Origin of the sequence: Psychrobacillus sp. FSL K6-1267, assembly GCF_038003265.1 — a bacterium.
Classification (GTDB): domain Bacteria; phylum Bacillota; class Bacilli; order Bacillales_A; family Planococcaceae; genus Psychrobacillus; species Psychrobacillus faecigallinarum.
In genome coordinates, this window is the sequence record NZ_JBBOOR010000001.1 from 3,251,322 (window position 1) to 3,265,155 (window position 13,834).

Annotated in this window: 15 protein-coding genes and 1 other annotated feature; of the genes, 3 read left to right on the plus strand and 12 right to left on the minus strand. The window is 37.2% G+C overall.

Annotated features, from left to right (window positions below; genetic code table 11):
• Positions 1-77 precede the first annotated feature (77 nt).
• From MHB55_RS16700 to queG, 6 genes are all read right to left on the minus strand, one after another.
• Positions 78-395 (minus strand): putative quinol monooxygenase, encoded by a 318-nt coding sequence (locus MHB55_RS16700; protein ID WP_144541927.1) that lies wholly within the window; start codon positions 393-395, stop codon positions 78-80.
• An 80-nt stretch (positions 396-475) separates the two neighbouring features.
• Positions 476-1,180, minus strand: coding sequence for a DUF2711 family protein (locus tag MHB55_RS16705; RefSeq protein WP_340863692.1), 705 nt, complete (start codon positions 1,178-1,180; stop codon positions 476-478).
• Positions 1,181-1,569: 389 nt separating this feature from the next.
• Positions 1,570-2,403: an aldo/keto reductase gene (locus tag MHB55_RS16710; protein WP_151112973.1), complete on the minus strand. Its 834-nt coding sequence runs from the start codon at positions 2,401-2,403 to the stop codon at positions 1,570-1,572.
• A 249-nt stretch (positions 2,404-2,652) separates the two neighbouring features.
• Positions 2,653-2,835 (minus strand): hypothetical protein, encoded by a 183-nt coding sequence (locus MHB55_RS16715; protein WP_144541921.1) that lies wholly within the window; start codon positions 2,833-2,835, stop codon positions 2,653-2,655.
• Positions 2,836-3,143: 308 nt separating this feature from the next.
• Positions 3,144-3,617 (minus strand): tRNA (uridine(34)/cytosine(34)/5-carboxymethylaminomethyluridine(34)-2'-O)-methyltransferase TrmL, encoded by a 474-nt coding sequence (gene trmL / locus MHB55_RS16720; protein ID WP_144541919.1) that lies wholly within the window; start codon positions 3,615-3,617, stop codon positions 3,144-3,146.
• Positions 3,618-3,629: 12 nt separating this feature from the next.
• Positions 3,630-4,769, minus strand: a complete 1,140-nt coding sequence (gene queG / locus MHB55_RS16725; protein WP_340863693.1) for a tRNA epoxyqueuosine(34) reductase QueG — start codon at positions 4,767-4,769, stop codon at positions 3,630-3,632.
• Positions 4,770-4,826: 57 nt separating this feature from the next.
• Between queG and MHB55_RS16730 the strand changes: the two genes are divergently transcribed.
• Both MHB55_RS16730 and MHB55_RS16735 read left to right on the plus strand, forming a co-directional pair.
• Positions 4,827-5,516 (plus strand): B3/B4 domain-containing protein, encoded by a 690-nt coding sequence (locus MHB55_RS16730; RefSeq protein WP_340863694.1) that lies wholly within the window; start codon positions 4,827-4,829, stop codon positions 5,514-5,516.
• 4 nt (positions 5,517-5,520) lie between these two features.
• Positions 5,521-6,039 (plus strand): hypothetical protein, encoded by a 519-nt coding sequence (locus tag MHB55_RS16735; protein ID WP_144541913.1) that lies wholly within the window; start codon positions 5,521-5,523, stop codon positions 6,037-6,039.
• Between the two features lie 223 nt (positions 6,040-6,262).
• On the opposite strand, the gene MHB55_RS16740 is transcribed toward MHB55_RS16735, so the two are convergent.
• The 3 genes from MHB55_RS16740 to proS all read right to left on the minus strand — a co-directional run bounded on the left by MHB55_RS16740 (position 6,263) and on the right by proS (position 9,636).
• Positions 6,263-7,576, minus strand: coding sequence for a hypothetical protein (locus tag MHB55_RS16740; protein ID WP_340863695.1), 1,314 nt, complete (start codon positions 7,574-7,576; stop codon positions 6,263-6,265).
• Positions 7,557-8,072, minus strand: coding sequence for an RNA polymerase sigma factor (locus MHB55_RS16745; RefSeq protein ID WP_144541909.1), 516 nt, complete (start codon positions 8,070-8,072; stop codon positions 7,557-7,559). The genes MHB55_RS16740 and MHB55_RS16745 overlap by 20 nt, the downstream gene beginning before the upstream one ends.
• A gap of 124 nt (positions 8,073-8,196) precedes the next feature.
• Positions 8,197-9,636, minus strand: coding sequence for a proline--tRNA ligase (gene proS, locus MHB55_RS16750; RefSeq protein ID WP_144541907.1), 1,440 nt, complete (start codon positions 9,634-9,636; stop codon positions 8,197-8,199).
• A gap of 44 nt (positions 9,637-9,680) precedes the next feature.
• Positions 9,681-9,897: a binding site (T-box leader), on the minus strand.
• A 134-nt stretch (positions 9,898-10,031) separates the two neighbouring features.
• Between proS and MHB55_RS16755 the strand changes: the two genes are divergently transcribed.
• Positions 10,032-11,108, plus strand: a complete 1,077-nt coding sequence (locus MHB55_RS16755) for a threonine aldolase family protein (RefSeq protein WP_340863696.1) — start codon at positions 10,032-10,034, stop codon at positions 11,106-11,108.
• Between the two features lie 34 nt (positions 11,109-11,142).
• Here MHB55_RS16755 and MHB55_RS16760 read toward each other — a convergent pair whose 3' ends face one another.
• The 3 genes from MHB55_RS16760 to MHB55_RS16770 form a co-directional block, all read right to left on the minus strand.
• On the minus strand, positions 11,143-11,277 hold the full coding sequence (locus MHB55_RS16760) for a hypothetical protein (protein ID WP_255475366.1): 135 nt from the start codon (positions 11,275-11,277) through the stop codon (positions 11,143-11,145).
• Positions 11,278-11,448: 171 nt separating this feature from the next.
• Positions 11,449-13,014, minus strand: a complete 1,566-nt coding sequence (locus tag MHB55_RS16765) for an alkaline phosphatase family protein (protein ID WP_340863697.1) — start codon at positions 13,012-13,014, stop codon at positions 11,449-11,451.
• A 200-nt stretch (positions 13,015-13,214) separates the two neighbouring features.
• A complete protein-coding gene (locus tag MHB55_RS16770) occupies positions 13,215-13,685 on the minus strand; it encodes a potassium channel family protein (RefSeq protein ID WP_144541901.1) in 471 nt (156 codons plus the stop codon).
• Between the last annotated feature and the right edge of the window lie 149 nt (positions 13,686-13,834).

The following is a 13,834-nucleotide window of genomic DNA, read 5'->3' on the forward strand; positions in this document are numbered from 1 at the left end:
CACCCCTCATTTCTGTTGAACTTGTTAAGTTCCAAAGTAATGCTGTCCGTTGTTACTAAAGATAGCACCGTAGTCTATTAGAAATTCGATAAAATACCCTTCCCACCCTTTGTTTCTAAGGTGCTGATTCTTTCCATTCCAGTAATAATTGGTTTCGCACGTTTTATTAATTCTTGTGTAGCTTCATGAGTAAGAGAAGCTTGATGGGCATTTTCATCGCTCCACACTTCATAAACATACACAGAGTTTAGTTCACTTTCAGAAATGTTTATTAGATATATCTCACATTCATCCAGATTTTTCATTGATTCTGCTGCTTCTAACAAAATATCTACCATTGCGTCTCGTTCGCCTTCTTGTACTATAAACTTAACAAACAAACTAAATTTACTCATATTGTCCTCCTCTATTATGTCACCTGGTAATTATTTCTACATCGAGAGATAATTATCCTACCTTCTATAAAGAATGTTTATTAGCATTGATATAAACTCCAGTATACTTTAGTGCGTTCACCACAATAAAAGCCTTCCAGGTTACAAGATTTAACTATTTTATTTACTGTATTTTTATCTGAGCACAACATGGAGAAATGACTATCCCAATGGGTGGTTAACAGTATACTATGATTATGAGTAAAGAGGTTTATTGGATGGTTAGGAAATGCGTTACAATCTCCAACTAAATCATCAATATATTCTAATTTTCGCTCTGTACCTAATTCATCACCATACCAAATCCATTCATGTCCTTCTTTTTTTATACTCTCAAGTAAACCTGTTATTAACGGTACTGGAAAACATCCCTCCGAGGGAGCAATAATCTCTTCATTTTTACATACATCTAGAATTGTCTTAGCTACTTCTTCATTTGCAACGTTCTTATTTAGCCTTGAAATACTAGTTCTTATCCCGCTATCCAATTGTTTATAGTTTTCAATCTTAGATATTTTTAAAAACTGTTCCCAAGTAAGCATCTCACAATGTTTTATAATATCATTTATCATTGGATATGTATCTGGCTCAAAGAGTTCATATGAAATGGTTTTTGGTTGAATAAAAGGATGAAAAAAGAGAAAAATCTCCTCCAATACTCCTTTGTAATATTCCTTAATTGGAATAACCTCTGGCGAACAAACAGCATATCTATCCGGTTTAGGTAAAATCCTCTCTTTTGTCATTAGTAATCCCTTCCTTGAAGAAACATCATACCTTCTAACATAACTTCTAGAAAAGATTATTATTCCCTTCTTATTTCAGTTGTTTCTTAAATAGTTCTTTACCAACTTTAAACGAACCCTCTTTGTTGATTGTAGCGGCAGACGGCGACTCCGTTGGGATGTGTGAGACAGATAAGACATCACAACATGTGTGAAAGCGTAAATCAATTTCAATTTTTTTGTATAAAGTATCGCCTTATGGGAAATATTAAGATAAACCCCCTTTATTGACGCTGTTTTCCCTTTTATAACTTCCTATACTTTCTCTCAGGGAAAATTCTTACAATCAAATAATAACAGCGCATAAAAAAGGTCATTACTGATATCCCCTCAGTAATGACCTTTTTGTATTATTTAAAGCTAAAATTGTCTGGGTCTGCTCCAGTACGCTCATTTAGATTGAGTGCATCAATGTTTTTCATATCCTCAAACGATAATTCAAAATCAAAGACATCAAAATTTTCGTGTATTCTTTCAGGCGTTACAGACTTTGGAATAACAATTAAATCATGCTGTAAATGCCAACGGATAATTACCTGAGCGGTAGACTTTCCGTACTTATCACTTATTCGAGACAGAGTTGGTTCCCCAAGTAATCCTCCTCTTGCAAGTGGGGACCAAGAGGTAACTGCAATACCTTGAGAAGCACAATATTCTCGTAAATCATACTGCGTCAAACGAGGGTGACACTCAATTTGATTGACCATAGGCTTAATATTAGCCTTAGCTGCTATAGCTTCAAGGTGATGCTGGTTATGATTAGACACTCCTGTTGCTCGAATAAGTTTTTCCTCGTACAAACGCTCGATGGCACGATATGTATCTACAAAACTGTCAGCAACTGGCCAATGTGTTAAATATAAATCTACATAATCCATTCCTAATAGCTTCAATGACTTTTCAAAAGCTCTTAAAGTTTGGTCATAGCCCTGATCTGTATTCCAAACCTTAGTAGTAACAAATATTTCATTACGTGAAATTCCAGAAGCTCGTACTGCCTCTCCAACCTCATTTTCATTTGCGTAGAGAGAAGCCGTATCAACATGACGGTAACCAGATTCCAAAGCATAGGTAATAGCTTTTAGAGCAACTTCTGGCTCTGTCATTTTATATACTCCTAATCCAATACGTGGCATCTCCACTCCATTAGCCAGTCTCTTTGTTGAATTCTCTAGTAATTCCATTTACATCATCCTTCCCTTTTTATGTAGAAAAGCGCAATCGCCTATATCTGCCCCGACAGGCAAATAGGAAAATGCGAGGAGGCAGCTCCTCAGCCACCGCAGTATTTTCCTATTTGACCCCGAGGGGCAAGGCGATGGAGCTAGACAATTAGAAAAGCGCAAGTATCTATGTTTGCCCCGACAAGCAAATGGGGACATGCGAGGAGGCAGCTTTACAGCTTTAACTTTCAAGAAAAAACGACTGAAGAATCAGTCGTCTTTCCTCTTCTTCATAATTGTAGCACTATCGGACTGTGCAGGGTCTGATACACGATTATCTTCTTCTAGCTCTTGGTTATCTCTCATTCGTTCCATTTGTTTACCTAATGTTTTTACTTCGTCCATGTTTGTTGCCATTGAACCGTTCTCTGGACCATTTTTCAAATTATCCATTTAAAAAATCACTCCTTTTTATCTATCCTAGTAGAATCACACGTTACATGCAACTTTAACATGAAATAATTCGGACATAATTTCGTTTTATTGTTTCGTTTCATTTTTTCAAGAATTAGGTTATACTAATGATTAGAATATATATAGGAGGCGCTTAAGTATGAAACTAATCCTTATTCTTGGCGTTTGTATTACGTTTCTTTCTGCAATTTTCACTGCAGGATACGACGACAAACCAGGTGCATCTGAGAAATAATTAATATTCAACATAAAAACGGACGAGTCTTTATAAGACTTCGTCCGTTTTTTTAATGTAAGTTTGGATAATCCTGTTGGCGCAATGCTTCGTATATAAGAATTGCTGCAGTGTTCGATAAGTTCAAGGATCGAATATTATCATTCATAGGAATTCTAAGGGCGCGATCTGGATGTGCGTCAATGAAGTCACGAGGAAGTCCCTTCGTTTCACGTCCAAATATAAAGAAATGTTCTTTATCTGAATCGCTAAAGTCAAACGTAGTATGCGGCTTCGCACCAAACTTAGTGATTAAATAATATTCACCTTCAGGATGTGCTGCGAAAAACTCTTCTAACCCATCATAATAAGTAATATCTACGTGCTCCCAATAATCAAGTCCTGCACGCTTTAACATTTTATCGTCTGTAGAAAAACCTAATGGACGAATAAGGTGTAGCTTAGCTCCTGTTCCTGCGCAGGTTCTAGCAATATTACCTGTATTGGCAGGAATTTCTGGTTGATATAATACAACATTAATACTCAATGTTTCCACTTCCTAATTTTGAATTGTGTAAAATGCAAGACCCTTACGAATCTCTTCTATTACCTGTTCTTCTTGTTCCGTTTTTTCGGCTTTCTTTAAGGCAATTAAGCCTTCCTCTGTATTAATCTTCCCTATTGCCCATGCTGCAGTCCCTCGAATTACTGGTCTTGCATCGTGAAGCATGAGTTCTATAAGAGTGGGAACAGCTGCCTCTTCTTTAAAATGAGCCAATGCAATGATTGCGTTCCGCTGAATAGGATTCTTTCCTCTCCACGAACCAGACATATGCCCATACGTTTCTTTAAAGGTCCGATTTGACATGCTTAACAGTGGTAAAAGTAAAGGCTTCACTAACTCTGGATCAGGCGTGAAGGCCTCTTGGTGTAAATTAGCCTTGCCTTTGTTTTTTGGGCAAACCGTTTGACATGTATCACAGCCATAAATTCTATTTCCTATCTTTGCTCGAAACTCATCTGGAACCATCGTTTTTGTCTGAGTGATAAAGGCGATACATCGCTGTGCATTAAGCTGACCACCTTCTATTAAAGCTCCAGTAGGGCAAACGTCTAAACAAAGACTGCAGTCCCCACACTGATCCTCCATCTGTTCACTCGGTGCAAAGGGAATAGAGGAAATCATTTCACCCAAATAGACATAGGATCCAAACTCTGGTGTGATTATGGAACAGTTTTTTGCACTCCAGCCAATCCCGGAGCGTTCAGCAACAGCACGATCAGACAACTCACCAGTGTCGACCATAGAACGTAGTCTAGCATCTGGTATATGCGTTAAAATATATAATTCTAATTGAGCAAGCTTTTCTCTTAAAACTGTGTGGTAATCTATTCCCCAAGATGCTCTAGCAAATATTCCCCTTCTAGCTCCCTTTACACTTTGTGGAGCGTTCTTCATCTTAGATGGATAAGCAATTGCTATCGAAATAATACTTTGTGCTTCCTCCAATAAAAGCTCAGGGTGAGTTCTTTTATCAAGGTCAGGCTCTTCGAAGCCTGAAGCATATCCTAGCTCCTGCTGGCGAATCAATCTATTTTTCAACTCATGAAATGGAGAAACAGTGGTAAACCCAATTTTATCAATTCCAATGGTAGCAGCATATTCTATGAGGTTTTGTTGAAACTGGTTTATATTCACTAGAGTTCTCCTTTCTTTATGTTACAATGAAGAAAATATATACAAGGATGGTTTAAAATGTTTGTAAAATTAGATACAGCTCTATTACTAATAGAGCCTACTTTAAAAATCGGCCTTATTTATTATAACAAAATTATTGTATCCACTTCGCCACAAATGCTTAAGGGGCGTCTCCAATTATTTCAAGAACAATTATTCTTCGAACTAGAGGAAAAATCTGTTAATGATTTTGAAGGAATAAAGGAATGGCGAGCTCTTTGGAAAAAGCTTGGAGCGGACCCGAATCGTTATCGTCCTTCCATGGAAGCAATGTATAGAAGGATTGCAAAACAAAATTATATCACACCTATGCATTCTGCTGTAGATTTAAATAACTTCTTCTCCATGAGATATGAAATTCCATTAGGAATTTATGATCTGGATGAGGTGAAAGGGGATATCTTCCTCACAGTTGGCAATAAAGAAACAAGCTACCTTGGGCTGAATGGTAGAGAAAACAACTTAAGTGGCATTTTAACACTTCAAGATGAAGTTGAAGCATTTGGAAGTCCATTTGTCGATTCTAAGCGGACAGCTGTTACAGAACATACAACGAGTGCTTTACAGGTAGTCTTTCTAAGACCTTCTATGGGTCAAGAAGAGGCGGAAAAATTATTAGAATCTATGGGTCAAATGTTTACTCAAGTTCATGGTGGAGAAGCTGCAAGCATTATTTTAGATAATAACCAAGTAGAATGGAGGATATAAATTTATGGCACATATACTTCTTGCAGAGGCAGTGAAGCTAAAGAGTATTTTATTGAAAAGAGTTCAAGAATTGGAAATGGAAATAATGCGCGTTGGTTTCACTGTTATTGAAAAGGGGACTCTTCCTGCTCCTCCTATAAGAACTGTGGAAGCAATAGATATAGAAATGAACGATATTCGCAATGATATCCGAAAGCTTGATAGACTTATTTACGAGGCAAACTTAAATAATACAATTACCTATAAAGAAGACCCTCTCACCATCGTTGAGGCAATTGAGCTTGCTACTCAGCTACGCGCACAGGCAAGAGTATATAAACAGTTAGGAAGCCATGAAAAACAAAGAATCCAGTTTGGAGGCTATGGCGAAGGAACTACTTATGTAGAGGTTGCCTTATATGAGCCAGAGGAATATCGAAAAAAAGCATTGGACTTTGAGAAGGACGCAAATAAATTATCTGGACTTATTAATGCCAAAAACTATTCAGTTACTATTGCCTTTGATGAAGAAAAATATGCTTAACATAAATCCTTGGTAAGGTGAGACTCCTTGCCAAGGCATAGCAGGAGGTCATTACAATTTAAATGATGGCAAACCAATGACCATTTACCATTTACTTTGTGACTAATGACTAATGACTAACCATTGCAATGGCAATCAACCCACAATTAATTAGTGTTTTACCCGACCTTCTGCTATGAAAAACGCTCCTCTCCATATATTTGGAGGGAGCGTTTTTACTTGGTTAATTTTCAAATAGCTGTGTTTGTTCTCCGTCTATGACAAGGGACCATTCCCCTTTTTCTGGAATTGTAATATTTCCATGATAATGATAAATTGTTCCTTGATTATCATAAGGGGAATTGGGATCTAGTTGAAATATACTTTCTTGCTCTATTATTCCTTTTGAATTCATCAGCTGTACCTCTATACTTTGTTCCTCACCACTGCGGTTTTCTATGATTAGTTCATGAGTCTTTCCAACTGGGATTTCTATTGGTGCATCTAAAAGGATATAATTTTCGGTTTTTGGTAAGGGCGGAAGAACCTCAATTCTAAATGCCTCGAACAAATTCTCCTCTACGTAAAAGGAAAGCTGCCATTCTCCCTCTCCCGTAAAAGCCGGGAAACTTGTTAAAATGTGAGCATCTTCACTATATAAACCAGCGCTTAATACTCCCTCTGATAATAGAAGAGTCTCTCCGTAAATGTTCATAGCCTCCACTTTATATTCCTTCCCTACTAACGATTCAGGATTACCCCAATAGTAGAGCATGAGTTTCGCAACTCGACGAGTGTCCTCTGCCACGAAATTCTCAGGACCAAGGATGCCAATTTTTCCATCCAGCCCTATTACGTTTTGATCTCGATCAGGTAAAGTAAAAGAAATAGCTAATGGTGCGTCTAATGTAACCGTTTTTTGAGATTTATTATTTAGTTCATATATTTTCCCCTGATATTCCATAGTGAACTTGATTTCTTCGCTTGCCTCTAATAATTTTTGTATTTCCACTTCCGAATAATTTGCGTACAGTGATTCAAAAGCTACCGTATAATGGTATCCGTCCTCGCTCGGGGTGGAACTATAGCTTACTGAATTTCCAATACCATATCCATCCTTTAAGAAGAGGTGTGAGTTAGCAGCTCGAAACTCTACAGAATTCCACACATCGATTGGTATAAGCTTCTTAGATTTCAAAAATACTTTTACTCTTACTCCATGCAATGTCTCCTTCGATGAATCCATTGTGACCTCCGAGCTTTTAATGCCGGCTATTTCGAGCTCAAAGCTTTTTAAAAAATTCTGTTCCTCCATTGAACCGAGACCTAACTTCAACTCTTGAGTTATCTCTGATTTATACATAGGACTTGCTAAATAAGCAACCATTAAAAGACAAGCTGCTGCTACAAATACAGATAGTGGTTTTAGAAATTTTAAACGATTTGGTTTTGCAGCACTGCGAATACTATGGATAACTTTTCTTTTATCCTCTTGAGTAAGAGAATGCTTCGGCAGGTTTCTAAGCTGTTCCTCTAAATCATCGTGTTCTCGCTTCATACTCAAATCCCTCCGTTTCTAGAATGCTCTTCAGTTTCTTGAGCGATCGATGATAAAGAACATTCACATGGTTTTCATTTGCCCCTAGTATTTCTCCTACTTGTTTAGAGGTCATTTCAAGTATTGCTTTTAAAATTATTACCTCTTTGTTTTTTGCTGGCAATCTATTAATTGCTATATAAAGTTCACGATTCAACTCACCAAGCAAAATAGTGTGGTCTAGATTTTCTGTTTGTTTTTCATCTCGTAGTAAGTATTTTATCCGATTCCAAATATTATTTTTTCTAGCCCGATCAATGACGAGATTTTTGGCAATCGTTATTAACCATGTTTTTGGATGTGACCCTTCTCTAAAATGGGCAATCTTTTTCATTCCACGAAGAAAAGTTTCCTGTACAAGGTCCTGTACATCCATTGACCCTGTATAGTAAATGAGGAAACTGGTTACATCTCGCTCATATAACTCAAACCACTCCTCGATTAGCTGCCTTTCCAAGTGATCCCCCCTATCTCTCTACTATTTAATTAGACGATCTATTTTACTTAATCTTACAAGATTTTTGAAAATAAAAAAATCAGCCATTGAATAAACAATGACTGATTTGCACTTTCTTATTTGGTTAGTAGGATCTTCCGAACCAAACTGTGTGTTTCGATTCTTTTCCACAGTTAATACAAGTTGATTTCTCAGCTGGTGGATTGAATGGAATATTGCGTGTTGTGAATTTCGTTTCTTCTTTTACATGCTCTTCACAAGCATCGTCTCCACACCATCCTGCAAGGATCCATCCTGGGATTTCTCCTTTTTTTGCAGAGTCGTCTAAATGTTGTTTTAGCTGATCCATGGAATCTACATGAGTATGAGAGTTTGCATCACGGAATGCACGTGCTTTTTCTAAAAGACGAGTTTGCATTGTGTTTAGCTCTTCTTCTACGCGCTCAACGATGGCATTAATATCAACGGATTCTTTTTCATCTAAATCACGTGCCTTCATAAGCACTTGACTGTTTTCTAAATCACGTGGTCCTAGCTCAACACGAACTGGTACACCTTTTAGTTCCCACTCGTTAAATTTATATCCAGGTGATTGATCAGAGTCATCTAATCGAACACGGATACCTTTTGCTTTTAAAGCAGCAAAAATTTCATCTAATTTTTCAATAATTGCCGGGTTCTTTTTCCATGGACCTACAGGTATTAATACAACTTGAGTTGGTGCAATACGTGGTGGCAATACAAGACCTTGCTCATCACCGTGTACCATTATCACAGAGCCTATTAATCGAGTAGAAGTTCCCCAAGATGTTGTATGCACATGTTGGTGTTTGTTTTCTTTGTTCAAATATTTAATATCAAATGCTTCGGCAAATTTAGTGCCAAGATAATGAGATGTACCTGCTTGAACCGCTTTTCCATCCTTCATCATTGCCTCGATAGAAAACGTATCTACAGCCCCTGCAAAGCGCTCTGAAGGAGTTTTTTGCCCGTCATATACCGGAATGGCCAATAGACCCTCCACTACCTCTTTATAAATATTTAGCATTTGCATTGTTTCTTGACGAGCTTCTTCTTCGTCCACATGAGCGGTGTGACCCTCCTGCCATAAAAATTCAGAAGTGCGTATGAAAGGAAGTGTTTTCTTTTCCCAACGGAACACGTTAGCCCATTGGTTGATCAATACAGGTAGATCACGGTAGCTCTTGATCCAATCAGAATACAGATGACCGATCATTGTTTCGGAAGTTGGACGAAGCGCTAAACGTTCCTCCAGCTTTTCGCCTGCTGCCTCTGTTACCCATGGAAGCTCTGGAGAAAAACCTTCAATATGATCCTTTTCCTTTTGGAAAAAAGATTCAGGAATTAGCATTGGGAAATACGCATTGCGGTGTCCCGTTTCTTTAAAGCGTTTGTTCATTTCTGCTTGGATATGCTCCCAGATTTCGTACCCGTCTGGTTTAAATGCGATACATCCACGCACTGGTGTGTAATCCATTAAGTCAGCTTTTTGGATTGTGTCAATATACCATTTAGTAAAATCGTTTTGTTGTTGATTAGTCATGATAATTCCCTCCTTAAAATATAAAAAGCACAAAGCTGTCCTTGGAAAAGGACGTCCTTGTGCTTGAATAGACGTGGTACCACCTTAGTTTAGCTTAAAATAATTTAAGCCCTCTAAACGTTTGGTAACGAAAACGAATCGGTTATGTTTGCATAACATCTCAGTGGTAGGTTTCAACAAGAAGTGGTGATATAGCTCTCAGCAATTGCTATATTTTCTGTCTCACAATTCTTATTTACTTGTTCACATCACAGATTATATATTATTAATAATATACCAAAATCAAAGCTTTAATACAATGCACTTCTTTTTAACCAAAAATTTAAACTATCAGAAGATAAAAAATACATTATACTTATCTTATAACAAAGTAAAAATACATTGGGGGAAATTAAATGAACCATTTAAAAAATTCCTATGACAAGTGTACTTATCGATTAGCTGGTCATGGAAAACGAGAAGTTTCTGTTTTACAAGATGCATTGAAGGACATTTCTGGAGAACAGCTAAGTGATATATATGGCGAGGGGCATATTATCGAAGATTTCCAAAATAAAATGGCTAAATTACTAGGCAAAAGCACAGCTGCGTTTTTTCCTAGCGGTACAATGGCCCAACAAATCGCTTTACGCATATGGTGCGATGAGAAAAAATTGAATAAGGTTGCATATCATCCCTTATCCCATTTAGAAATTCATGAAATGGATGGATTAAAGGAAATACACCATATCAAGACTATTTTAATAGCTGACAAAGATAGAGTCATAGAGTTAGAGGATGTGGTAAATCTCGAAGAGGACATTGCCTGTCTGTTATTGGAACTTCCCCAAAGAGAAATCGGAGGCCAACTTCCTAGTTTTGAAACATTAAAACAGATTTCCGCTTATTGTCGTGAAAAGTCTATTATGCTTCATTTGGACGGTGCACGTCTTCTAGAAGTGCTGCCTTTTTACAAAAAAACTGCTGCGGAAGTTTGCGACCTTTTTGACAGTGTCTATATGTCCTTTTATAAAGGAATTGGCGGGATTGCAGGAGCAGTACTAGCCGGTGATAAGGATTTCATAGAGAACTCTAAAGTCTGGAGAAAACGTTATGGTGGAACGCTCATAAGCTTATATCCTTATATTCTATCAGCTGACTATTATTTTGATAAACGAGCAAATAATATGGAACAATATTATAACAGTGCAATGGAGCTCGCAAAGCTATTTAATGACTGTAAGGATATTTATACAATTCCAGAGGTACCAGTTTCAAATATGTTTCATGTGCATTTTAAGCGTAACCAAGAAGAAATAGCAGCTATCTTGGCGAAAGTACAGTTAGCTAACCATATAGGGATTACAAGCTATCTAAGCAAGCAAGATGGGGATAGCTGTACTTTTGAACTTAGTATCGGAGATTCTTGCTTAGAAATCCCTAAGAATCTAATAGACAAATTATTCGATAGCTTAAGAGAAGAAATGAAATAATATAAAAAACTCTCAACGCTTAGTTGAGAGTTCTTTATTGTTGCTGTTGAAATTGCTCTGTTTTTAGTTCTTCATATATATGGTTTGCCTTGCTTTCAGCTTCTGTTTTGGAAGTTGCATGTACCTCGATAATTTTTCCTTCAATAATAAAATTGTATGTTTTAATCATTTTAAATTCCTCACTTTCATGTTTATCGCGTCTAGATATGTTATTCCCTATTTTAGAAAAATAAAACTTCCTAATTATGTTATTTCATATTTATACTTACATTAAGGTTGAATGATTACTACTGAAGAATTTGGATTTAAAAGAAGCATCAGAAAAAAAGTGGCTCCATACTTAAGAGCCACCCAACAATTCTATAACCCATTCCTTTACATCCACAAGACGATTAGAAGGGGGTTTTTCTGTCTCACCAGCAATCACCAGGGGAACAACAGAATCTACCTGGTGGAGTGACCCATGCGCTCCTCCACCTGCATGATCGTGACTCTGTTTTTCAATAAATTCGTAAGATGGCTTTGCATCTACTATAATAACTTTGCCTTCTTGCGAGTGAAGCGCTCCGTGTAGCCTTGCTAACGCATCAGGATACGTGTGATAGAGTATAGTTCCATGCTCATCCGGTTTTATATCTAAAATAGACATATCCCCATCCAACTGCCACGACTGCTTATATTCATCAATATAAGGTCCGTTTGGCGAAAAGGTGAATTCTTTATCACTTGCGCTCACGACATGATTCGTTTGCTGATCACTCCATGCAATAAAACTGATTCGCTCATCCTTTTTGAGAATATCTACTACCTCAGTAAAAGGAATCTGTTCATCCTGCAAATAAATATAGGCCATCCGTTCATTGATTGCGATTGCCAGCTGCACATTTTCTTTTCCACGTTCCCAGAATGTGTAACCCTTTAACAAATCATTCAAATCGATTAAACCCATTTCCTTCTTTTCCTTAACTGATGATTGTCCACTATCACCAAGGACAATCCAGGTTACCTCTTGAATGGCCTCTTCCCAAGATCCAAAACTACCGAGCATTTCCTGGATCGCTTGATCAGCCTTTTCAATCGCTGTACTATCAGTAGGACCTTTTTTGTGTATGGAAGCATCAGCATCCGGAAGATAAGCGAGTGTAAACGGAGGAAGCTTCTTTTGTTCAATTAAGTACGTCATCTCATTTACGGTAAAATCATTATTAACACCCATTCGTTTCCAGCTGTATTTATATTTGTCGTTCTCTGGATTATATTGAGATAAGGCACCGAGCGACAAAATCATTGGACCACTCACCTCTAGTTCTTTTGGCAATAAATCTGCAAAAGAAAGAAGCTTAGGGACATTTAATTTTTGGGGAATGCTTCCCCTATATAAGAGACCATTGATGGAAGCAGATTGCATTTTGGCGTTCGCAAGTTCTTCGTGAATCGTAAAAACATCTTTACTTAGATGCGATTCATTCAGGTGAATAACACTATCCGCTGCCACATGCTTTATCCCGTTATCCCACATTTCCCTTATACCACTCCCATAGCTAATCATACGATTCTCATCCTTTTTAAACCATATCAATCCTGGTAGTTTATGTCGGTCTGCATATGTTCCCGTCAACAAGGTGCTATCAATCGTAACTGACATAGTTGGATAAGAGCTAATAAACTCTGGATAAAAATCACCGTTCTTTGTTAAAAATGAGAAAGCAGGTGCCTTCCCCTCTTTCATTGCTTCTTGTAGCGGCTCAGTCATTAAAGAATCGACAACAATAAGAACCACCGGCTTTTTGGTTGCTGCTATCTTTACTTCATTAAGCTTTTTTGTCGGAGACATAGAAATACTCAATACAAGGCCTCCGCATATAACAAGCAATAAAGCTAATATGATGAGTATTGTTTTCTTCACTGTAGTCACCTATCTTCCATTCGTAGCTTTAGTATGGTGATTTACAAATGAATACATGCTTGTTTAATGTTAAAAACTCATGTTTAGTCAGAAAGTATGTAAAAATATTCATCGACATCCATTTATATAAATCAAACATAAAAAGAAAACACCTTCACCGGTTGATTTATCTTTATAAGAATCAAAATTGTTCATCCGCTTCAACTACCTTTTTCTCCATCACCGCCATTGCTTTGCTCACCTTCTTTTTCGTTTTTTGTGCTTTCCCCAGGGCTATCTTCCTTTTCACCCAAAGCTCTGATAAAAAATGCGGTTGGCAACAAAAGACCGATGGCTGCTTGTATAAGTGCAAAGAATCGCGCCTTTCCGACAGGTACCAAGTCCCCATAACCTACTGATAATATGGTGACTCCACTGAAATAGAGATAATCCCAAAAATTTTCTCCTCCATCTTTCCCCTCTTCAGTACTAACTCTTACTACATCCCCTTCCATGGACAATAAATAATAAAGAACAGCAAATCCAAAGGTAATGCCAAGCATAGTAAAAAATAGTTTTTGGAATAAAGTTGACTGAAAATAACTTTTCTTATACTTACGACCTGAAAAGAAATAGTATAAGTTTGTTACCATAAATAAAATCGTCAATCCCATTAGTATCGTGGAAAACATACATCTATCCCTCTCTTATCGTCTCTCTAGTTCATTCAGTTTTAGTTGTATGAATTCCTCAATAATGAATATAATTAATGTCGATATGACTATCTTGTCAATCGAATACAAAATATATACAAATTAATTAATATAGGAAACGGAATAGA

Coding starts and splice junctions, on each gene's coding strand:
- MHB55_RS16735 (WP_144541913.1), top strand. CDS start 5,521: ATGGCACATATACTTCTTGCAGAGGCAGTGAAGCTAAAGAGTATTTTA.
- MHB55_RS16715 (WP_144541921.1), bottom strand. CDS start 2,835: ATGGATAATTTGAAAAATGGTCCAGAGAACGGTTCAATGGCAACAAAC.
- MHB55_RS16740 (WP_340863695.1), bottom strand. CDS start 7,576: ATGAAGCGAGAACACGATGATTTAGAGGAACAGCTTAGAAACCTGCCG.
- MHB55_RS16770 (WP_144541901.1), bottom strand. CDS start 13,685: ATGTTTTCCACGATACTAATGGGATTGACGATTTTATTTATGGTAACA.
- MHB55_RS16755 (WP_340863696.1), top strand. CDS start 10,032: ATGAACCATTTAAAAAATTCCTATGACAAGTGTACTTATCGATTAGCT.
- MHB55_RS16730 (WP_340863694.1), top strand. CDS start 4,827: ATGTTTGTAAAATTAGATACAGCTCTATTACTAATAGAGCCTACTTTA.
- proS (WP_144541907.1), bottom strand. CDS start 9,636: ATGACTAATCAACAACAAAACGATTTTACTAAATGGTATATTGACACA.
- MHB55_RS16705 (WP_340863692.1), bottom strand. CDS start 1,180: ATGACAAAAGAGAGGATTTTACCTAAACCGGATAGATATGCTGTTTGT.
- MHB55_RS16710 (WP_151112973.1), bottom strand. CDS start 2,403: ATGGAATTACTAGAGAATTCAACAAAGAGACTGGCTAATGGAGTGGAG.
- MHB55_RS16760 (WP_255475366.1), bottom strand. CDS start 11,277: ATGATTAAAACATACAATTTTATTATTGAAGGAAAAATTATCGAGGTA.
- MHB55_RS16700 (WP_144541927.1), bottom strand. CDS start 395: ATGAGTAAATTTAGTTTGTTTGTTAAGTTTATAGTACAAGAAGGCGAA.